A 21,552-nucleotide genomic window follows, 5' to 3' on the forward strand; every position below is an offset into this window, starting at 1 on the left:
TCGTCGGCCTTCTCGATCGCAGTGCCGTCAGTTCTCGGTGTTCTTGGTGTCAGTGCCCGAGCTGCGGGACGGGAACACCGGGTCGCGTGCCTCGTTGAATGCTGCCAACCCCTCATCGGCGTCCGGGGAAGTGAAGGCCCGCTGCCCGTAGAGGGCCTCGCTGTGGAAGGCTTCCTCGGGTGGGAGATTGCTCAGCCGCGAGACCGCTTCTTTGATCGTGCCCAGAGCAGTCCCGCTCAGCTTCGAGAGGCGTTCCGCCCATTCCATCGCGGTGGGCAGCACCTCGTCTGGGGGAGTCACGGCATTCAGCAGCCCGTACTGAAGCGCGTCGTGCGCGCCAATGCGTTCCGAGAGCAACAGCAGACGCATCGCCCACGCGTGCGGGATCTGGCGCGTGAGCCGAACGAGCGTCCCGCCGGCGGGAACCACGCCGACTCGGGGTTCGGGAAGCTGGAATTCGGCGTGTTCCGAAGCGATCCGCAGGTCCGTGGACAGCAGGATCTCGAATCCGCCACCGAGGCACAAACCGTTGACCGCACCGATGACGGGCTTGTGCAGATCGGTGTGCTTCTGGTGCGCGCCGTCCCATTGGGAGATGTCGAACCGTCCCTCGGCCAGAGCCGGGATGGACTCGCCCAGATCCGCACCGACGCAGAAGGCTCTACCACCGCTGCCGGTCAGCACGGCCGCGGCGATGGCCGCGTCGTCGCGGACTTCGACGAAGGCAGCGGCCAGCTCGTCGTACATCGCGAGCGTCAGGGCGTTGAGCTTGTCCGGGCGATCGATCCGGATGACCGCCACGGAGCCTTCTCGCTCCAGGCTGATGCTCATGACACCACCCTGGATTCGCGCAGCGCCGCGATCTCTTCTTCGGACTTCTCCGCCATGCCGCGGAGGATCGTGTCCGTGTGCTCACCGAGTTTGGGCGCGAGGCCGCGAGGAGATGCCGGTGTGGCGCTGAGGTGGACGGGCTGTCCGAACATCTCCAGCGTGCCGAAGTCCGGGTACTCTACGTCGACGATCATGTCGCGGGCATCGATGTGCGGGTCATTGACGACATCACCGATGTCCTTGATCGCGGTCAAGGGGACTTCGTCGCCGGCCAATTCCTCCAACTCGGCGCGCGTTCGCTGCGCCATCCACCGGTGCAGCAACGGTCGCACGCGCCGTTCGTAGACCTCCGAGTCGAAGCGCTTGGCCATCGTGTCGATCTCGGGATCATCGGCCGTGTCGGGCTCGCCGAACATGGCGCAGGTGAGTCTCCAGAACTTGTCCGTGTAGCCGCCAAAGAACACGTACCCGTCCTTGCACGGGTAGAGCGCGTAGGGCCGGACGAACGGATGGGCGTTGCCCAAGGGCTCGGCGACAGTGCCGTCGACGGTGTAGGAGACGACTGCGTTTTCGGTCAGTGAGAGAACTGAATCCTGTTGGGCCACGTCGACGAGCTGGCCCTCGCCGCTTCGTTCGGCGTGCCGCAGCGCCGCCTACGTTCCGATCACGCCGTACATCGTGGCCGCGAGATCTCCGATGATCGTTCCCACCCGCGTCGGAGGTTGGCCCGGGACTCCGTTCATCGACCAGAGACCGCCTGCGGCCTGCGCGCTGTTGTCGAACGCCGGGTGCCGCCGGTTCGGTCCTGTCTGGCCGAATCCGGAGATCGCGGTGTAGACGAGTCTCGGGTTGGCCTGCCGTAGTTGCTCGTAGCCGAGGCCGAGTTTGTCCATCGTGCCCGGACGGAAGTTCTCGACGAGCACGTCGGCGCTCTCGACGAGCTTCTTCAGCAGTTCCTTGCCTTCCTCGGCGGCGAGATCGAGCGTGAGGCCGAGCTTGTTGCGGTTGTACTGGCCGAAGAAGGCGCTGAACCGATCGCCGTCATCGGATTCGAGGAAGGGCGGGAAGTCCCGCGCGTAATCCGGATCGCTGGGGCGCTCGATCTTGATCACCGTCGCGCCGAGGTCGGCCAGGATCATCGAACAGAACGGTCCGGCCACCACGCGGGTGATGTCGAGGACGACCACCCCGGCGAGAGGTCCCCGCGAGGTGGTTTCACGGTCCGTGGACACGGGAAGTTCTGTCATCGGATTTCGACCTCCTCTTGCGAAGCCACTCGGACGCGAGTCTCCAGCAACGTGCCGCACGCTGGGCTGATCCACTCATCGATCAGCACGGCCGGCTCCGGATCGCGTGGACGGACGCTCACACCGAACTCGGACAGACGCTGCGAGGCGACGCTGGTGCGCGCGGGAATCTCGGCTCGCCAGTCCTCGCGGCTGCTCAGCCGAGCACCGCTCGCAGGGCAATACCAACCGTGTTCGTCCCGCCGGGGAGCCGAGCTCTCGGGGGACGCATCCGGCGCGACCGGCTGCCGCGGTGCGCTTCCGCCGAGCCGTTCGGTGCGCAGCGCCGCGCGCTGGCGCTCGGTTCCCACGGTGTCGACATCGCCATCGACGAGCTGCACTCCGTACACCCGCGAGGCGATGTCCGCGGTCACGTACCCATCGGCCACGTCGCGGACGACTGACACCGGCTCGCGCAGCAACGGGTCGCCATAGCCGCCGCCACCGGCCACCCATTCCACGAACACGTCGTCGGTGCCGATCGTGACGCCCTGCTGGTTGACCTCGAACAAACCTCGCGTGCTGGCGGTCAACGCGGTGTCGGTCGGAACTGTCCCGCGCCCGAACAGCTCGTTGACGTTGGTGTCCCGCCACAGCGCGTGCCCGCTGCCGCCACCTGCAATACCGCCACCGAAGCCGTCCGCGACCACCTGCGCGTTGGGGGCGAACACCGTTTGGGTCACTTCCTGAGCGCCGTGCAGCGTCCAGGCGAACTCGTGCCCCTGTCCACCCCGGTAGGCCCCGTGCCCGGCGCTGGCGGTGTTGAGCCGCTTCCACAGGTACAGCACCGGGTAGAGCATTTCGTTCATCTCGACGTCCGGCAGCGAATTGTTGACCTGGGTCATCATCCCGCCGCAGTCGAGCCCGTCGGTCACCGGCTGCGCCCCGGTACCCATGCCGCCACCGTCCATATTGAACAGGACGAAGTACTCGCCGTCGTCGCGGGTGCCCGCGGAGATGCCACCGGTCCACGAATCCGCCCACACGCCCTGCGTGCGGGCCCACACCACCTCACTGTCGCTGGACCGCGCCGCCTCGTTGAGCAGCTTGGTGACCAGACGGCTCACGCGAGCACCGGTCGTGAGGTGACCGTTGCTGATGGGGGCCGGCGGCTCGGGATTAACCAGGGACCGGCGTTCCGCCAGCACGTCGCAGGCGGTCATGACTCCCTCGTTGAACGGGACGTCCCAAGCCAGGATCGGCACCAGAGCACTGGCGACGCTGCCCACCAGGGTGCCGTAGCTGAGGTTGATGAAACCGTCGGTCTGCGGGCTGGAGCCGGCGAAGTCCATCGTGAGCTGGTCGCCGGCGACCGTCATGGTGCAGTGCACGCGGTAGAGATCGTTGACGTGGCCGTTGTGCTCGGTCCACTCGTCCGCCTCGTAGGCGCCGTCGGCCAGCAGCGCGATCCGTTCGCGGACCACGCGTTCGGCGATCTCGAAGTTGACGCGCGTGTAGTCCCGGAAGGCGTCCAGCCCGAACTCCTCGACCGTGCTCTGCACGCGGCGAATGCCCGTGTTGTTGCTGGCCACCAGACTGCGCACGTCGTTCCAGAACAGCATGGGCACGCGCACGTTGTTCAGCAGGATCCGGCGAACCCACTCGACAGGCTTGCCGCGTTCGAAGACCTTCACTCCGGGCGGCAACCGCAGCGCCTCGCTGTAGCAGTCGTAGGCACCCGGGGCGAAGCCGCCCGGGGTCATCCCGCCGACGTCGACCAGGTGCGCCTGCGACTGGGCCCAACCGATGAGTTCGTCGCCGTGGAAGATCGGTGAGATGATGTTGGTGTCCGGCGGGTGTGCAGAACCGGCGGTGTGCGGGTCGTTGCAGATGAACGCGTCGCCCGGGTGCACCGGTTCGTTCTCGATCTCCGCGACGAGGTTTTGCACTGCGACGCTGCCGGACCCGATGTGGAACTGCACGGCGTCCGAATAGGAGTAGATCCGTCCTTCGGAGTCGAACAGCGCGGTGTTGTAGTCACCGGACTCGGTGATCACCGGTGATCCGGAGGAGCGGATCATCGCGCTTCCCATCTCCTCGACGATGGAATCCAGGCGCATCCGGAGCACTTCGAGCGTGACGGGGTCGTAGCCGGCGGGAACGTAGGATGAACTCGTGGTCATGGCTGTCTCCAGAGGACGGGGCGGCGGGATTGGCGAGTGGTGGGATAGCCAGAACGCCTCAGCTGGCGTTCTGGCGGATCAGGAAGTGGCCACCGTCGACCATTTCCACACCCGCCCCTGCGGGCACGTACACGGTGGTGTCGGGCTCCTCCAGCAAACAGGGCCCCTGCGCCTTCCCGCGGGAACCGAAGCCGCGGTGCACCTCGATGCTGCGCCGTTGCCCGGTCGCGGGGTCGATGCAGTCCCGTCGGTCACTGCTGTGCTGTTCGCCGCCGCCACCATCTTCGGTGATCTGCTGGGCTTCGGTGCGTCCGATCGCCTGGACGCGAGAATTGACCAGCAAGATCTCGGCTTCGGTCCAGGCGGTGCCGGAACCGAACTCCGCTTCGTAGTCCGCGATGAAGCGCTGGCGCAGCAGGTCCTTGTCCTGCTCGTTGAAGCTCTTGCTGGGCAACCGCGTGGTGACCTCGAAGATCTGGCCCATGAACTTCATGTCCGCCTCGCGGTAGAGCTCGCGCCGTTGCTCGCCAATGCCCTCGGTCTCGAACCACTCCTGTGCACGCGCTTCCAGCGAGGCGAACTCCTTTTCCAGGTCTGCCGCCGGATCCGCGAACGTCCACGGCGTGGTCTGCACGGCCGAGAAGACGGAGTCGGCGTGCATCAGGCCGTAGGCGGAGAACACCGCGGCGTCCCGCGGGATGATCACTTCTCCCACACCCATCTCGGAGGCGATGGCGGCCGCGAACAGCCCGCACGCCCCGCCGAACCCGACGAGCGTGAACTCCCGGGGGTCGTGCCCGCGGTTGACGGTGATCTTGCGGACCGCGTTCGCCATCTGCGACACGGCGAGGCGGTAGACGCCGTGGGCCGCGTCGTCGATGCTCAACGACAGCGGACCGGCGAGGTGGCGCTGCACCGCCTCGCGGGCCTTGTCCTCGTAGAGCGTGACGCTGCCGCCGAGGTAGTAGTCGGGGTTGAGTAAGCCCATCGCGAGTGCCGCGTCGGTCACGGCGGGCCGCTCACCGCCCTTACCGTAACATGCCGGTCCCGGAACCGAGCCGGCGCTCTGCGGACCGACTCGCACGACGCCCCGTCCGTCGACCCACGCGAGACTGCCCCCGCCGGCACCGATCGTCTCGATGTCCACCGCGGTGAGGCTCGTGGGCAAGGCACCGATTTCGGCGCGCGGCAGCACGCGGAATTCGTCGTCGATGATCGCGGCGGCGTCCAGGCTCGTACCGCCCATGTCCGCGGTGAGCACCCGTTGCCGTCCCAAGTGATGACCGAGCAGGCGTGCGCCGGTGACGCCGCCCACTGGTCCGGAGTTGAACATGCCGATCGGCGCTTTGCTGGTCTCCTCCGCTGACAGGAAACCGCCGTGGACCTGCATGATCTGCACACGGGTGCGCAGCCCCCGCTGAGCGAGCTCGTTGGCGAGATGGTCGAAGTGCTGCGCCACGATCGGCTTGACCGCCGCATCGAGCGTGGTCGTGACCATTCGCTCGTACTCGCGGTACACCGGCGTCAGCGAGCTGGACAACGTGTAGGGCAGCCCCGGGTGGTGGGTTTCGAGGTACTTACCGATCGCTTGCTCGTGCTGGGGATTGCGGAACGACCACAACAGGCACACCGCCAGCGACTCCGCTCCCGCCTGCAGGACGCGATCGACGGCCTGGCCCAAAGCGTCTTCGCCCAGGGGTGCCAGCACCGTGCCGTGGGCATCGACGCGTTCGGAAACCTCGACGATCCGATTGCGATCGATGATTTCCGGTGGCGGCGTCATGCGGTGCGGGTCCCGCTCGTCGTCCCGCGCGGAACGGGCGATTCGCAGCGTGTCGCGAAAGCCCTGCGTGGTGAGCAGACCGACGGCCGAGTACTTCTGCTCGTCGACGGCGTTGGTGACGATCGTGTTCCCGAGGACGAACCGGTCGATCTGCGAGTAGAAGCCGTCCTCGCCGACTTCGAGCCGATGTTCGAGAACGGCGAGGGCATCGAGGATGCCGGTTGTGACATCGGGGGTGGAGAAGGCCTTGCCGCGCACGGCGCGGCCGTCGTGAACGGCGACCGCGTCCGTGAACGTGCCGCCCACGTCGATTCCCACGTGTAGAGTCATGATCGCTGCGTCTCCTTTGACGTTCGGTGTGTGGGGTCGGCTGGCTGGGCGGATCAGTTGCCGGAAGACCGGAGGTCGGCGAGTACCTGCTCAGCCCTGTCCGTCCGGATGGCGCGATCGGCAACCAACCGGCCCACGACCTCGGGGATCTCCTCCGCCGTGGCGCCTGCCGAGATCGCGATGTTGCGAGCGTGCAGTGACATGTGGCCGCGCTGGATCCCCTCGGTGGCCAAGGCGCGCAGCGCGGCGAAGTTCTGCGCCAAGCCGACCGTGGTTATGATCTCGGCCAGGTCGGATGCGGTGGACACTCCGAGCATCCGGACTGCCGCTTGCGCCGCCGCGTGGACCGTGGTCGCTCCTCCGACCAGTCCCACCGGCATCGGGAGTTCGAGGGTACCGACGAGGTCGCCGTCGCGGTTGACCTCGAAGTGCGACAGGGCGGCGTATTGGCCACGCGCTCCGACCGCGTGGGAGTGCGCCCCTGCCTCCACCGCCCGCGTGTCGTTGCCCGTGGCCAGCACGACGGCGGTGATCCCGTTCATGATCCCCTTGTTGTGCGTCGCGGCGCGGTAGGGGTCGGTTTCGGCCAGTGCGGCCGCGTGCACGAGATTGCCGACGATCTCCGCTCCGCCCAACGCCTCGGCGCTGAACACCGCGCGCGCCCGCGCCAGCCGCATATCGGCCTTGTTGGTCAGGATGCGCAGCAGCACGTGGCCACCGGCGATCTGTCCGACCCGATCGGCCACGGCTTCGGCCATGGTGTTCACGGCGTTCGCGCCCATCGCGTCGCGTACGTCGACCACGAGGTGCGCGACGACGTATCGGCCGGTGTGCCCTTCGACGGTGCGCACCTTGAGGTCCCGTACTCCGCCGCCGAACGAGACCAGCTGCGGGTCCTGGTCGTTGGCCAGGCGGATCAGTTCCTCGCCGGCCTCGAGCAGCCGTACTCGGGCGCCGTCCGGATCGGCCACGTCCAGCACCTGGACTTGTGCCTGCATGATCGGGGTGGAGCTGCTGGTGTGGAACCCGCCCCGCTCTCGTGCGATCCGAGCGGCGTTGCTGGCCGCCGCGACGACCGATGGTTCCTCGGTGGCCATCGGGACCAGAACATCCGCTCCGTTGACGGTGAAGTTCGTGGCCACTCCGATCGGCATGCCGAACGTCCCGACCACGTTCTCGATCATGTGATCGGCCTGCTCGAGGCCGAGTCCGCCCGAGGACCAAGCCTCGAGGGCATCCGGCGGAATGCCCGCGCTCTCGGCCGCCAGAGCCCGCCGACCGTCCGGGGACTCGTCCCGGAAATCGGGAATCCTGCTCTGTGTCGTCACCGATACCTCCACTCACCATGAGCGACGTCGCTCGAGGCTGCGCCTGCCCCGGCAGTCGAACAAGTCCATTTGGTGCAGCGCTGCGCTCGCTTAGCAGCAACGATAGGCAGACAGTGAGCCGAACAACACGGCCAACTCACACATAAATTTCGGTATGATTATGTGTAATTCGGCCCTGCCGGATATGAGCTGCTGGGACCGGCGCCAGGCAGCCGCACCTCGCGAGCCCGAGGACTCGCGGTGCCGGGTTGACCTGGTGGGCCAGCGGACTCGTCCGATCCGTCCCCGAACGCCGTAGGCGCCGAGTCACCCCTCCGACGCGCTAGCCAAGGCATGCAAGCGGGCCGCCACGGAAATGCGGAACAGCGATTCCGGTTCGCGCCACGTCGAGCCCAGCAAAGCGCCGATCCGTTCGAGCCGCTGATTGACGGTGTTGATGTGGACGTGCAGGACACGCGCCGTGCGGCTCGGGCTGGCGTACGAGTCGACGAACGCGCACAACGTCTGGAACAGCTCCGTGCGACGCTCCGCGTCCCACCGCAATACCGGCCCGATGGTCGAGTCGATGAACCCCGACAGGTCCTTGCCGCCGGCCCCGAACATCGCCATGTACGGCTCGTACGCCCGTGAATCGACGACCCCTGCCGAGGTGTTCAGCTTCCGCACGACCTCGACGCACCGACGTGCCGACTCGAAGCACTGCCCCAACTCCTGCATCGATCCGGCAGGAGGGCCGGCAACCACCAGCACCGAGCCACGATGGGCCGCGGAGAGCGCATTCCAGGCCGCCCGAGCTACCGACACGGAATCCTCGCCCGGAGCGAGCAACACCAGCAGACCATCTCGCTCCCCGACCAGGCCGCCGGGAACCGACCTGCGCATCGCTTCGGTGGCGGTTCTGCGGCCGTCCGCGGAAACCCCCACTACGACCACCGAGCGCAAGTCTTCCAGCCGCACCTCCCGCGCCCGCGCCCGAAGCAGCAGTTCCTCCCAGCGATGTTGGTCACCGCGCAGGACGTCGGCGACCAACTCCCCTCGGACCCGATCCTCAGCAGCGGCGATCGCCTCTTGCTTGACCGCGACCAAGGCGGCGATTTGCGCGGCGCGTTCAATAGTGCGCTGCTCGACCTCGCGGAGTTCCAAGTCGCCGTAACCGACCACCACCGCCCCCAGGAAGGTCTCGCCAGCCACGACGGCAACGGCAACCTCCGGACGCGGGGGGTCGTCGCCAACGAATACGCATCGCCCCGAGAGCCGGCTCGCATCGATCGCTTCACGCACGGCGGGATCAAGGCCACCGTCCGCAGCGGAATAGCGCACGCCGGCCTCGGCCGGCTCGTGGGCCACAGGTACGAGATCCCGGTCGAGGATCACCACCCGACGTTCCAGCGCTTTCCCAAGCGTCTCGGCGACCCCCTCCGCGCTGCTTCCCCGCAGCACGACCGCAGTGAGATCTTCGTGCACCGCGCTGGCGCGTTCCATGGCCGTGACATTACTCGCCAACACGGAATTGGCCCGCTCAGCTTCCTGCGCCGCGGCCCGCGCCTGCTCCAGCAACCTTGTCGTTTGCAGCACCACCGCTGCGTGATCGGCGAACGCGCTCAACAGGGCGATCTCATCGGGGGTGAACTCATGCTTGCTGCGGTTCGCAGCGAACAACACACCGAGCACTCGATCTCCCGCCACCAGCGGAACACCAAGCATCGACACCAGACCTTCCGCGGCCACGGCTGTATCGATCTCCTGCTCGTGCGGGATCGAATCGTTCGCCTGGTAGACCGGCGTCCACTGCGGGCACCGGGTACGCACCACCTTGCTCGCCAGCCCCATGCCCGGAGGCACGCGCAAGTCGCGAAACGACGGAGCCACGGTCCCCAACGTCGACCGCACTCGCAGTTCGTCGACGTCCTCGTGGAACTCGGACAAGTACGTGACATCCGTGCCCATCAGGGCGTGCGCCCGCTCGACCAGACGATGCAGCAACGCGTCAGTATCGCGCAGCTCAGCCAGTTCACGCGCACTGGAGAACAGCGCCGACAACTCCTGACCACGGCGACGCCAGCGCGTCAGCAGGGAACGAAGGTCTCGAAGGCGACTCACCAACTCCGCCGCCCGTCCGGCCGGCAACTGTGCCGTCAACCGCTCGAACGCCTCGACGGCGTCATCCTCGGAATCCGCAGCCACAGCATCCAGCAGCTCCACCACCTGCGTCACCGCGAGGCTCACACCCTGCTCGTCGGCATTCGTCACCACACCGGACAGGATGCCCCTCCGCCCAGCGCCTGGTGAAGCACGCCCTAGCGGACGCCCAGTGAGGCCGACCATGTCACTCGGGGTCGCGCAGCGTGATCCGGGTGGTTAGTGCGCAGCTCGCCCCTCCGCCACCACACTCACCTCAGGTAAAGCTAGTGGCCAGGGGTTTATTGTTTTCGATACCTGTCACGCTGAGTCGGATTGCTGTCTCGTTTCCGCTCGCGCACGAGTCGTTCGATCAGGTCCGCGGTGGTTTCGGGATCTTCGTGCTCCCACGCGCACGACGAGCCAGCCTGCTGTGGTGAGCTCGGAGTCCGTGTCCTGGTCGCGTCGCACCACGCCTTCGAGCTTGCGCCGCCACCACTCCCGGTTGCTCTTCGGGAGGAGGCCGTGCTTCGGGCACGAGTGCCAGAAGCAGCCGTCCACGAAGACCGCGATGCGCGGGCCGCGGAGCAGGATGTCGACCCGTCTGCGCTTGTTCCCTCCCGGGAGTGGCGCGTCGACCAGGTACCGGAGTCCCCGGCGGTGCAGCGTCTTCCGCAACCGCAGTTCCGGGCCGGTATCGCGGCGTCTCGTTCTGCGCATCACCTTTGCCGTCGCAGCGGATGAAGCCGGTGGCGTCGGACCTGGATCGACGTACCGGTACGTGTCCATTCACGATCTCCGAAGTCGGAGCTGGCAGGAGCAGGCAGCCGCGCGCTGCGGTTGGTGCCGGACTTTGAATAGCAGATCGCGCTTCGCGCTCGTGCGAAATGGCTTCCGACTCGCCGACTCGTCATCGATCTGAATCAGCGGCTCGCGCGGTGGGGGAGATGGTCACGAGCAGCGGATCCTGGTCGAGGTATGTGGCGATCCACGGCCGTTCGATGACTGCTGCGTTCCGCGGGGGCTTCTCCGACAGCTGCATGTGCGTCGGGTCGAGCTTCGGTGACACGTCGCGATGGGCACCACGGTTGCGCATCGTCGCTGGCACGGGCGTAGGCTGATGGGCTACGGAGGTGACGGTAATGACGCCTACGACGCCGCGCGTGCCTTCCGCGCTGTTGCGAGGCTCTTCCAGGGTGTTGCGACCCCGCGACGCTGCCGATGTGTACGCGAATCCGCGTCCCGAGTTCGCGCGGCTGTCTCGGGCCGGGGCGTTGCACCGGTTGGCAACGGGGTATTACGCCGTGGTTCCCGATGATCAGCTCGACCGGGGCTGGATTCCCGAGCTGGAGGCGGCCGCGTTGGGCATCGCGGCCGCTGACGAGGGCGTTGATTCGGTTGCACTGATGGGATTGTCCGCCGCTCGCATCCACGGGGCCATTCCGCGCGCGCTGGCGGTTGCGGTCGTGGCTGCCACTCGGCACCGGCCGACGCTGCGTGTGGCCGACCGTGAGGCCACCGTGCTCTTCGTCCGTCGCCGCGTAGCCGCCCTGGACGTGCAACGCCACACCAGCGAACTGGGCCAGGGATGGCTCACCACAGTCGAACAGACGGTGCTCGATCTCGCCGCCCGTCCCGATCTGGGTGGCCTGCCCGACCAAGCCCGCACCGCCGCCCACGCCCTGCTGTCCCGCTGTGATCATCAACTGCTGGATGAGCTGGCAGTCGGACAGCGCCGCCAAGCCAGCCTCGCCCGTCTCCGCGGAGCCGCCTGACCATGCTCGATCCTCAGGAAGAAGCCGCCATCGCCGAGCGATTCGGCGTGGCTCGTACCCAGGTGCGCCGGGACCATCTCATCTCCCACCTGCTCGCTGCCATCAGTGACCGTCTGGCCGATGAGGTCATCTTCTTCGGCGGCACCGCCCTCTCCCGCACGCTGGCCCCTGACGGGCGGCTGTCCGAAGACATCGACCTCATCGCTCGCAGCAGTCGCAGCAGCACGGCCGAAGCGCTCGAGACAACGCTGCTTCGCGCGACCCGGCGCGAATTTCCGGGGCTACGCTGGCAACCGGCACTCACGTCGGTCCGCGAAGTGGCGCCCGCCGTGCTCGTCGCACCCGATGGCACGACGGTGCGCGTGCAGCTGCTGAGCTCCACCGGCTACGCGCCCTGGCCGACCGAGCGGCGTCCGCTCGTGCAGCGCTACAGCGACGCTGGACCTGCCGAGCTGAGCGTGCCCACCGCACCCGCCTTCGCAGCCTGGAAAACCACCGCTTGGGCGCACCGCGCCAGCTCCCGAGATCTCTACGATCTCTGGCTGCTCGCCCGCCTCGGTGCCATCACCACCGACGCCGCCGAGCAGTTCAAGCGCTTCGGCCCCACCAACAAGCCGCCGTCGAGCGCACTGTTCACCCGTGCCCCCGACGAGCAAACGTGGCAGCGCGAACTCGCAGGGCAAACTCATCTCGAAATCACCGCCAACGCCGCGCTTGCCTACGTCCGCGACACCTGGCTCGACGTCTCCTCGCAGGACAGCGACGTAGGAGAAACCCGGTGATCATCCGCAGCCGTCGCGTCACCCACTCAGTCGCAGTCGGGTGGTTAGTGCGCAGCTCGCCCCTCCGCCACATTAGTGCCCCATGGGGCTGGCTTCTTTGCTCAGGTCAGGGTGGTCGAGCTCAAGAGGCCAGCCTGTTGTGTCACTGGTGACCATGGTGTTGACCTGTGGTCTTGTTCGTGAGGTTTTGACTCGCTCGCCGACATGCCCGATCTGCCTACAGAGGGCCACTCGAGGCGAGCTGGGCTCCGTTGCGGGGCGGGGTCACGTGAACCTGCAGGGGAGTGGTTGCTGTCTTGCTGGGGTGGGGCTGGGGTTCCACGAGGCACCTTGTGGAGTGCGCATGAGGTGTATCAGTCGTCGGGGCTGTGGGCGGAGCACGGATGCTGCATGAGCCCTGCTCATCGGCCTGTTCCGTGGTGGCCGGGTGCTCTCGCTGTTTCAAACGACGAACTCGGCTGTTCGCTCGACCGGGAACACTTCACCCTTGGCGACACAGCTCAGCGTGCGCTCGTGGCGAGCCGTACGCACCGATGGTAGTGATCAGTGACGTTGAGAGGGGTGATCCTCGCTTCCTCGGCACGGCGCGCGTAATGGAGAGGGCGAGCGGGTCCTGCTCCTCGGCCGCGAGGACATACCCGATCTCCAAGTACTCCCCTCGACGCGGTTCACTCCTCGGTCACGTCGTCCTCGCTGAGGATCTTGGTGGGGGTGATGCGCACCAGCATCATTCCCGCACCGGCGTTGAGCCGGCCGTAGTGCTCGGCGTTGTCCTCACCCATGTAGCGGGCCGCGTTGCGCGTGGACCACAGCAGCACCTCTTCGGGATTCTCACTCGTGGTCGTGGCGCCCTCGATCATCACGAAGGCATACGGCCTTCGGTCGTCGTCGACGCAGACCGCTACGCGCCCGTCGCGGAGAAGGGCGCGACCTTTGACGGAGTCCTTCGCGGTGACGGTGACGAGGTCGTCGCCGTCGAGCACGAACCACACCGGCACGACGTGGGGGCGGCCGTCACTACGCGTGGTCGCCAACTTCGCCGTGCGAGTGCCCGTGGCCAAGAACTCCCGGTATTGCTCGTCGCTCATGGCAGGCATGTCAGCCTCCTTCCCCGAAGAGCACCGCTAGCTGTGTCGGCGGCCTCCGCGGACGCGCCGAGACCTTTTCTGCTGGCCGCTATCTCCTTGGCACTCGCTGCGGTGATTGGTCATCTCTGCGGAATGTTCTCGTGGCTGCCGTGATGACTGGTCGGGGCAGTCGCGATGTGGCTACTCCTACCGCACATCCATCAGGTCGGCCTGGTCTCTCCGGGGGGATAGGTGACCGTCTCGCCAGCCTAGTGGTCGGCGAGGGGCAGCGGAGTTTCGGTGATCGCCACCAGTTGCACGGTCCGGGTCGTGGCGACCGCTCCTCGGCCCGCCCTCATGCGTCCTGTCCAACACGGCCCCTCCTCGGAGAGCGGCGTGATCGTTCGTACCGCGGATGTCGGCATGCCATTATCGCCCACGAGACCCCGATTTACCCTGAGGAGCTGGTTGCTATGCAGCCGCACCAGTACCTGTCCTGGTCGACTGGGGTCCGGAGCCGTTAACGTGGCCGTTCAGGACTCTGTGAGCAGTGGCCGGTTGCGGTGTTTGCGGGTGTGCGCATCCGGTCAGCATGATCAAGCAAGGCCTGGGTGAGGTGGCCGAGTGGGGCGTGGTAGCGAGCCCGGCACTGCCGTGAAGCCGGAGTTGCAAGCCGTTCACAGTGTTATCGGTGGCCCGTGTGCAGCGATCCGTTCGCGCAAGACCTCGGCAGCGGGAATGCCGGTAACTAGGCGTGCTGGGGCGAACTCGTCGCCGTCGAGACGGGTTACCAGTACCACTGGGACGCACGGCGTCGAGCAGCGTGAGCTGTAGCGAGGAGGAGCTCACTGCCCGTGGCGCAGCCGTAGCGGTCGTCGACGGGCTCGAAGTTCGCCGAGGTCGGCGACGAGTACGGTGAAGACCTCGACGGTGCGGTCCAATTCAGCTCAGTGAGTTGTTGCTCGAGGCTCTCAACGAACAGCGCGGCTGGCCAGGTCGGTCAGCGCCAGCTGGGACAGGTGTTCGTCGGTCACGCGTCGCGCGCCGAGCACCTCGCACTGAGATCACCTCAGTAGCCTTTCGGATGGAGCAATTACGAATCGCTATTTGTTTGGATAAACGGCGACGCTGACTTCGGCGGGGCGTGGTTCCACGAGCTCGCCCGCTTCGACGAGGTGTGGGCACAGTTCGATCATGATGATCTGGACGTGTCGACGTGGTCTGAGGGGTGGACGGTGCGCGAGTCCGACCCCGGCGACGGCCGCCAGGGCCGCTGGGGCAGGCTCGTGCGTGTCGACGATGCACAGGAGATCGCAAGCAGCTCAACCGTTCCGGAGCCGGTCACCGAGTAACCCGGTCGTCCTGCCCGCGGGTCGGTGGTGGAGTGCAGGAACCTGTTCGAGTGCGCCTCCAGCGTCGGGGCAAGTTCCGGCGTCTGATAATGGCGTTTATCTGGAATAGAGGAGGCTCGGTGGGCACCGTGACCGCTCTCCACGGCGACCAGGCCGCGCCGATTCCACCTGTGCGAACCGCGCTCGATGCCTTCGCCGAGCATCTGCGCACCGCGCGGCAGGTCAGCGGGTACTACACGAGCGCGCACACCATCCGCAACTACCGGATGACTCTCGACAAGCTCTTCATCCCGGAGCTCCCGGTCGGAGAACTCGACCCCGACACGCTCGCGGCGCGCTTCCGCCAGCACTGGGGGCAGGCGAGCGCGACGACGTGGAACGCCCGCCGTGCCGCAGCGAGGGGGCGGTGCATTCGCCCGCGTCCGCGGCTGGATCGAGGAGGATCTCGCTGCCGGGCTCGATCGCCAGTCCGAACCGCGATCGGCCTCCCGCGGCAGGTTTCTGCCGTATTCCGCTCCACCCCTACCCGCTCGCCCGGGTAGGGGTCCTGTCTGGGGGCGAGCGGGTTACCGTGCTTCGTTCCTACAGGCTGGCCACACCGCACCAGGCCAGGCCGCGGGCTCGGGGGTTCCTCCTCCGGCAGGGACTCATCCGGCACGTCGGGACGCCAGTCCGGCAGATGCACCACACTCGGAGACAGCAGCTCCTACCCGTCGAACCGTCGGGTCAGCTCGGTCCGAGCGCGCACTCACAGCGGGTTCGTGGTGTTCTGATACGCAGCGGCGAAGGTGCGTACCTGCTCCTGCTGCTCGGCGGAGGCCTCATCGCAGGCGCGGGATCGGTGCTCGAACGAGAGGACGCAGGTGTGTGCTGGGCGGAGGCTCGCCCTCGTCCAGCACGCACCTGCGTGAGGCCGTGCCCTCAGAAACAGGACGGTGGTGGTCCGCCCGCGCCGGTACTGCTGCGGCTGGACGGGATCGGTGCGCGTCGCGAGGCTGGCACCATGGGGGTATGCAGCAAGGGTTCTCCTTATTCGCTGATCACGGGGGAGGGCCCGATCAGCGGATATGCTCGGCGAAGGGTTGCCAGCAGACCGCGTCGTACACGGTGATCTGGAACAACCCGAAGGTCCATACACCGGAACGAGAGAAGACCTGGTTGGCCTGCGGGCAGCATCGCGAGTGGCTCTCGGACTTCCTCGACAAACGGGACTTTCTGCGACGGGTCGAAGAGCGGTAGACGAGCGCGTGTCCTCGGCCGTCGATCTGCGGCGCCCGGGGACAAACCCAGCAGGCGGGTCCATCGGGCCGGACGGGAACTCCGTCCGGGACATCACTTCGAACGTGGGGCGCACCCGCCTGCGCCTCCGAGGCCGCGGCGCGCATCAGTCGCTTCCGCGTGACCCCACACCCGACAAAACCGGCGCGATGGTGTGGGGATGTTCGCTCGTTCGAGGGGCAGCGCCCGCACCGGGTCGTCCCCACCACGACCGCCGTGATCGCATTGCCGGGCCGGTGGCCCCGCGCACGCCTACCGACCCTCCCCGAACAGCCAGGACGCCATGCGGAGCCGCCCACCGCCCCACAGTGCCCGGAGGCTCGGACGGCGGCGCCTGTCTCACGCCCGAGCCTCCGGGCACACCACTGCGACCTCACCCCGGACACGGGGTGCCGGTAAGGCACCTCCCGAGCACGAGATCTAGCTGCGGTCGGTGCCGGAACGGGTGTAGGACTGGGCACCGACGCCGGCGAGCTCGCCTCGGTCGACGATGAGGTACGGCTCGGGGATGGACGTGTCGGCGAGCCAGTGTTCCAGCACTTCTCGGGTGCCAGCGGCGTAGCGGGCTTGTGCCGACAGGGTGGCTCCGGAGATGTGGGCTGTCATGCCGTGGTGCGGCATGTCGCGCCACGGGTGGTCTGCCGCGGGTGGCTGTGGGTACCAGACGTCGCCGGCGTAGCCGGCCAGGCGACCGCTGTTCAGAGCCCGCACGATCGCGTCGCGGTCGCAGATGCGGCCGCGGGCGGTGTTGACGATGTAGGACCCTCGCTTCATCTCCCCGAGCAGCTCGTCGTTGAACAGTCCCTCGGTCTGCGGGTGTAGCGGGGCATGGATCGAGAGCACATCGAGGGTCGCGGCCAGCGACTGCGGGCTCTCGTGGTAGGTCAGTCCGAGTTCCTGTTCGACCTCGGCAGGCAGCCGTTGCTTGTCGTGGTAGTGCAGCTGCATGCCGAACGGCTGCAGGCGCCGCAGCACCGCGAGTCTGATCCGGCCGGCACCGAGCGTGCCGGCCGTCATGCCCTCCAGGTCGTAGGCGCGCTCGACAGAATCCGCCACGTTCCACCCCCGCTCGTCCGTGACCCACCGATGCGAGGGCAGATAGTTGCGCACCAACGCAAGGATCTGCATGACGGCATGCTCGGCGACGCTGATGCTGTTGGAATAAGTGATCTCGGTGACCGTGATCCCGTGCTCGCTGGCGGCGTCCAGGTCGATGTGGTCCGAGCCCACCCCAGCTGTGATCACCAGTTTGAGCTGCTGTGCCGTTGCGATCCGCTCCCGGGTGAGATAGGCAGGCCAGAACGGTTGTGAGATCACCACGTCCGCATCCGGCAGCTCGCGTTCCAGCACCGAATTTTCCCCGTCCTTGTCAGAGGTGACCACGAGCGTGTGCCCGTGCGCCTCCAGAAACGGGCGCAGACCGAGCTCGCCGGAAACACTGCCCAGCAGCTTCCCAGGAGTGAAGTCAATGTTGCTGGGAGCGGGAGTGGTTTGCCCGTCCGGGTACTGCGTGATCGTGGGCAGGTCCTCGCGCGCGTATGTTGTGGGATACCCGTCCTGCGGGTCGTCGAACAAGACGCACACTATTTTCGCCACAAGCCGCCTCTTCTTCCGAGTCGAAGTCGTGTTCTCAGGCGGGAAGTATCCGGGCGGGCGCTGATCGAAACGTGCTCTGGCACGTTTGGAGCAGCGTGGTCTCGTTGTGGCACGGGTGGACCTGCTCCGGCGGGATAGGTCCGGGCTGAAGCGGCTGGTGAACACGTTCTCCTCGCAACACCCGTCACGTGAGCAGTGGAAACGCGAACTGCTGCGGGGGTCGGTCGATGCGCGGATCGCGGCCGAACTCGCCCCGCTGCGGGGGCACACGCCCCGCAACGGTTGCGGCACGCCTACGGCGCGCACGCCATCGAGGCGGAGGTGCCGATCGGGCAGGTGCAGCGAGACCTCGGACACGCGGATGTGTCCACCACCGAGACATGTGTGCATGACCAGCGTCAGGCCGGAACTCGGCGAGTGACCAGCTCTCATCGGGGCTGCACCGCGGGTGGCTGTCTCCGCGGACCACGTCCGAGCGGGCTCGGGAAGCGGAACGAGACGAGGTTCCGGGGCAAACGGCAATTCCGGTGTCCGGCAACGCCTGAGCACGGCACGCGGCCCCCGTGCCCACCACGGGGACGGGGGACGAATGCTGTCGCGGCCAAGTCACCTTCCGATGTCTCCCTGCCGCACCACGTGGGCGGACCGGTCCGAGTCGGGGTCATCGATGCCGCCATCGCGCGGGCCAAGGGGGGGCGATGACCGGGCCCAACCCGCTCGATCGCGGCAAACCCGGTTCGACGATCCACGTGTTGTCCGGCCATCGCGGCTGCCGCTGTCGGTGGGCGTCTCCGCAGCCAACACCCGCAATGGCCATGGACTGAAAACTCCTGGTCAATGCCACAATGCCGTCTCGCGCTGCGCTATGAGCGACGCGCTGATCTCCTCGCCGGATTCCTCACCTTGGCCGCAGCGCTGACCTGCTACAAGAACATCCCCAAATAAGACACCCTCTCAGGGGCGGCAGGATTGCTGTGGCCATGGATGTGATTGAGCGGTGTATCTGCAGGAGTTCTGGAAAGAACATAGGAGCTCTGAGCATGTGGACACCGCGCAGAGGACTGGTGAATACGCCGCGGCCGTTGAGGACAGTGATTTGAGCGGCACGAGGTATCTGGTGCTCGACGCTGCGATTGAGTAGATTGGCGGTGTCGGGATCTGCTATGGCAGTAATATCGTCAAAGGTGAGTTGACTGAGCCGATGGCGGAAGATATTGAAGGTTGCTTCTGCGTGTGTGGACAGTTGTCACTCAAGGTCATAGTGGGGATTTGTTAGCTCGTTGATTTTCTGTGTGATGATTTTGGTGTGATTCCGGGGGAGATGCAGGCGGTGCGGCCCCGTGTGGAGGCGTTCGCAGCGGAGATGCCGGCGGGAGTGCTGCGGCGGGGTCAACGGGCCAAGGGCGAGTTGTATCTGCGGGGGCTGCTGGTGGGTGGGCAGCGCAAGTCGATGCAGCCTATGGCTGATCGGCTCGGCGTGGATCACCAGGGGCTGCAGCAGTTCATCCCCTCGTCCGACCTGGGATGACGGGCAGGTGTGGCGGCGGCTGGCCGGGTGGGCCGAGTAGTTCATCGGCCCGCGAGCGTTCGTGGTCGATGACACCGGGTTCGGCAAGGAGGGGCACGATTCGCCGGGGTGGCCAGGCAGTATTCGGGCACGTTGGGCAAGGCGGACAACTGCCAGATCGGGGTGTGCTTGCGTGCCGCCACGGATTGGGCCTCGGCGGCGGTGAACTGGCGGCCCGGCCGGTGATTTCCGATAGCGGGTACGACGATGCCACCGCCTTCCGGCTTGGGCTGGCCCAGCGGGGCATGAACTATGTCGTCGTGGTCGAGGCCAGCACCAGTGCTCAGCCGCACGAGGCGGTTCCGGTGACACCGACGTGGGCCGGGACTGGCCGCTCTCCGCAGCCGGGCTATCCGATAGGCCGGCCACCCTGCGCGAGCTGGTGGATCTGGTCAAGCTGCGCCGACGTCTCCGGGCGGGCATGGGAGCAGGCGATATCGGGTAACCCGTGGACATGGCTGACGCGACGAACGCAGTGCCTCGGATCGAGCTCAACGACGGGACGCACATCCCGCAGCTCGGTTTCGGGGTGTACCAGATCGACCCGGCCGAAACCGAGCAAGCGGTGTCGACGGCGCTCGAGGCCGGATACCGCCACGTCGACACCGCCGCCGCCTACCGCAACGAGCGGCAGGTGGGCGAGGCGGTCCGCGCCTCCGACGAGCAGGTCTACGTCACGACCAAGTACATGAACCCCACCGAGGACCACGGCCACGAGGACGCCAAGGGCGCGTTCCAGCGCAGCATCGACCGCCTCGGGCTCGACCACGTCGACCTCTACCTGATCCACTTCCCCATCGGGGCCGGCGAGGGCTACACCGCCTCGTGGCGTGCCCTCACGGAGTTGCGAAACACTGACGGGCTGCGGTCGATCGGTGTCTCGAACTTCACCTCGAGCCACCTGGCCCGCGCGATCGACGAGACAGACGTAACCCCCGCGGTCAACCAGGTCGAACTGCACCCCTACTTCCAGCAGGCCGAGCTGCGCAGGGATCACGCCCAGCGCGGCATCGCCACGGAGGCGTGGGCTCCGCTCGGGCAGGGGGCGGTGCTCGAGGACCCGGTGCTGACCGAGATCGCCGAGGCGCACGGCAAGACCGTGGCCCAGGTGGTCATTCGTTGGCACCTGCAGCTCGGCACCATCGTGATCCCGAAGTCGGTGACCGCGTCGCGCATCCGGGCGAACTTCGACGTGTTCGACTTCGAGCTCACCACCGAGCAGATGCGCTCGATCGAAACCCTCGACCGCGCGGACGGACGCAACGGCCCGGACCCGAACACCTTCGTGTTCCCCGAGGAACCGATGCCGGAAACCTGATCCCGCCCCGTACCGAACGCTTCGGGCAGCCCACGGCAGTGGAGTCCTGGCGCAGGACCACTCTGACCAGACAGGGGCACCGTTCCGGTCAACGATGCCACCGGTGCCCGCCCGCACGAGACTTGGGGAGTCTGTCGTTGACACGGAACAGCGAACGGCCGGTGGCGCTGGTGACCGGTGCCTCCAACGGCATCGGCTACATGCTCGCCGCAGAACTCGCCCGCAAGGGATTCGACCTCGTGGCCACTGGGCGCAGCGAGAACGTCCACACCGCACAGACCGGCCTCACCCGTCTCGGTGCCCACGTCACGGCGCCGCAGGCCGACCTGAGCACCTACGACGGGGTCGAGAAGGTCTGGCAGGCGGTCGAAGAACTCGGAAAGCCGGTGGAGCTCGCCGCGCTCAACGCCGGGGTCGGGCTCGGCGGTGCGTTCGTCGGCAACGACCTCGACGAGGAACTGAACCTGATCAGCCTCAACATCACCTCCGTGGTGCACCTGAGCAAACGCCTGGCGACCGACATGACCCGCCGGGGCCGGGGTCGAATCCTGATCACGTCCTCGATCTCGGCGACCCTGCCGACACCGTACGAAACCGTCTACGGACCTTCCCGGGCGTTCACCCGCATGTTCGCCCTCGGTCTGCGCGAGGAGCTGCGCGGCACCGGGGTCACGGTCACCGCGCTCATGCCCGGCGCCACCGACAGCGACTTTCACGCCCGAGCGGGGATGGGCGACACCGCCTTCGGCCCCGACGCCGGCAAAAACGACAAGGCCGAGGTCGCCCGACAGGGTGTCCGGGCCCTGCTGGCCGGCAACGCCGAGGTCGTCGCGGGCGACCGCGCGACCAGACGAACCGCACTGGCCAACCGGTTCCTGCCCGAGCCCCGCAAGGCAGCCCACCATGCCCGCAAAGCGAAACCACGCGAGTAAACGAGGTGGCCCGAGGTCTCCGGGTTGCTCGCGCACCCGTGTCGGGCCAGCCGCGGTCCCCGGCGTGACCTGGCCAGCACCATGTC

The 21,552-nt window shown here is 67.0% G+C and carries 14 protein-coding genes and 4 pseudogenes; 8 read left to right on the forward strand and 10 right to left on the reverse strand.

The window, feature by feature from the left end; translation table 11 throughout:
- Positions 1 to 27 precede the first annotated feature (27 nt).
- From G9Q41_RS11980 to G9Q41_RS12015, 8 genes and pseudogenes are all read right to left on the reverse strand, one after another.
- Positions 28 to 831 carry an enoyl-CoA hydratase/isomerase family protein gene (locus G9Q41_RS11980; RefSeq protein WP_017975605.1) on the reverse strand — a complete coding sequence of 268 codons (804 nt, stop codon included), beginning with the start codon at positions 829 to 831 and terminating at the stop codon, positions 28 to 30.
- A pseudogene (locus G9Q41_RS21905) lies at positions 828 to 2,078 on the reverse strand (CoA transferase). Before G9Q41_RS21905 ends, G9Q41_RS11980 begins: the two are co-directional and overlap by 4 nt.
- Positions 2,075 to 4,240, reverse strand: a complete 2,166-nt coding sequence (locus tag G9Q41_RS11990) for a hydantoinase B/oxoprolinase family protein (RefSeq protein ID WP_165632484.1) — start codon at positions 4,238 to 4,240, stop codon at positions 2,075 to 2,077. Before G9Q41_RS11990 ends, G9Q41_RS21905 begins: the two are co-directional and overlap by 4 nt.
- 58 nt (positions 4,241 to 4,298) lie before the next feature.
- The gene (locus tag G9Q41_RS11995) at positions 4,299 to 6,353 is read right to left on the reverse strand and encodes a hydantoinase/oxoprolinase family protein (RefSeq protein ID WP_165632483.1); all 2,055 of its coding nucleotides are present in this window, start codon (positions 6,351 to 6,353) and stop codon (positions 4,299 to 4,301) included.
- A gap of 53 nt (positions 6,354 to 6,406) precedes the next feature.
- The gene (locus G9Q41_RS12000; protein ID WP_165632482.1) at positions 6,407 to 7,681 is read right to left on the reverse strand and encodes a hydroxymethylglutaryl-CoA reductase, degradative; all 1,275 of its coding nucleotides are present in this window, start codon (positions 7,679 to 7,681) and stop codon (positions 6,407 to 6,409) included.
- A 306-nt stretch (positions 7,682 to 7,987) separates the two neighbouring features.
- Positions 7,988 to 9,934 (reverse strand): GAF domain-containing protein, encoded by a 1,947-nt coding sequence (locus G9Q41_RS12005; protein WP_165632481.1) that lies wholly within the window; start codon positions 9,932 to 9,934, stop codon positions 7,988 to 7,990.
- A 167-nt stretch (positions 9,935 to 10,101) separates the two neighbouring features.
- A pseudogene (locus tag G9Q41_RS12010) lies at positions 10,102 to 10,519 on the reverse strand (very short patch repair endonuclease).
- 190 nt (positions 10,520 to 10,709) lie between these two features.
- Positions 10,710 to 10,907, reverse strand: coding sequence for a hypothetical protein (locus G9Q41_RS12015; protein ID WP_165632480.1), 198 nt, complete (start codon positions 10,905 to 10,907; stop codon positions 10,710 to 10,712).
- A 34-nt stretch (positions 10,908 to 10,941) separates the two neighbouring features.
- On the opposite strand from G9Q41_RS12015, the gene G9Q41_RS12020 reads away from it, so the two are divergent.
- Complete coding sequence (locus G9Q41_RS12020; protein WP_207630908.1) at positions 10,942 to 11,574, forward strand: type IV toxin-antitoxin system AbiEi family antitoxin; 633 nt, start codon at positions 10,942 to 10,944, stop codon at positions 11,572 to 11,574.
- 2 nt (positions 11,575 to 11,576) lie between these two features.
- The gene (locus tag G9Q41_RS12025; RefSeq protein WP_165632479.1) at positions 11,577 to 12,356 is read left to right on the forward strand and encodes a nucleotidyl transferase AbiEii/AbiGii toxin family protein; all 780 of its coding nucleotides are present in this window, start codon (positions 11,577 to 11,579) and stop codon (positions 12,354 to 12,356) included.
- Positions 12,357 to 13,024: 668 nt separating this feature from the next.
- Here G9Q41_RS12025 and G9Q41_RS12030 read toward each other — a convergent pair.
- A complete protein-coding gene (locus tag G9Q41_RS12030) occupies positions 13,025 to 13,444 on the reverse strand; it encodes a PPOX class F420-dependent oxidoreductase (RefSeq protein ID WP_207630962.1) in 420 nt (139 codons plus the stop codon).
- Between the two features lie 1,187 nt (positions 13,445 to 14,631).
- Between G9Q41_RS12030 and G9Q41_RS12035 the strand changes: the two genes are divergently transcribed.
- Positions 14,632 to 14,775 carry a hypothetical protein gene (locus G9Q41_RS12035; RefSeq protein WP_165632477.1) on the forward strand — a complete coding sequence of 48 codons (144 nt, stop codon included), beginning with the start codon at positions 14,632 to 14,634 and terminating at the stop codon, positions 14,773 to 14,775.
- Positions 14,776 to 14,894: 119 nt separating this feature from the next.
- Positions 14,895 to 15,317, forward strand: coding sequence for a hypothetical protein (locus G9Q41_RS12040; protein WP_165632476.1), 423 nt, complete (start codon positions 14,895 to 14,897; stop codon positions 15,315 to 15,317).
- Positions 15,318 to 16,473: 1,156 nt separating this feature from the next.
- On the opposite strand, the gene G9Q41_RS12050 is transcribed toward G9Q41_RS12040, so the two are convergent.
- The gene (locus G9Q41_RS12050; protein ID WP_165632474.1) at positions 16,474 to 17,649 is read right to left on the reverse strand and encodes an NAD-dependent formate dehydrogenase; all 1,176 of its coding nucleotides are present in this window, start codon (positions 17,647 to 17,649) and stop codon (positions 16,474 to 16,476) included.
- 677 nt (positions 17,650 to 18,326) lie between these two features.
- Between G9Q41_RS12050 and G9Q41_RS22695 the strand changes: the two are divergent.
- The 4 genes and pseudogenes from G9Q41_RS22695 to G9Q41_RS12065 all read left to right on the forward strand — a co-directional run.
- Positions 18,327 to 18,594, forward strand: a pseudogene (locus G9Q41_RS22695) (hypothetical protein); the annotation flags it as partial.
- 418 nt (positions 18,595 to 19,012) lie between these two features.
- A pseudogene (locus G9Q41_RS21915) lies at positions 19,013 to 19,521 on the forward strand (transposase); the annotation flags it as partial.
- Positions 19,522 to 19,670: 149 nt separating this feature from the next.
- Positions 19,671 to 20,534, forward strand: coding sequence for an aldo/keto reductase (locus G9Q41_RS12060; protein WP_207630905.1), 864 nt, complete (start codon positions 19,671 to 19,673; stop codon positions 20,532 to 20,534).
- A gap of 137 nt (positions 20,535 to 20,671) precedes the next feature.
- A complete protein-coding gene (locus G9Q41_RS12065; protein WP_242687347.1) occupies positions 20,672 to 21,466 on the forward strand; it encodes an SDR family NAD(P)-dependent oxidoreductase in 795 nt (264 codons plus the stop codon).
- The last annotated feature ends 86 nt before the right edge of the window (positions 21,467 to 21,552 follow it).

It is taken from the genome of Actinopolyspora sp. BKK2 (assembly GCF_011291845.1).
GTDB classification, from domain to species: Bacteria; Actinomycetota; Actinomycetes; order Mycobacteriales; family Pseudonocardiaceae; genus Actinopolyspora; species Actinopolyspora saharensis.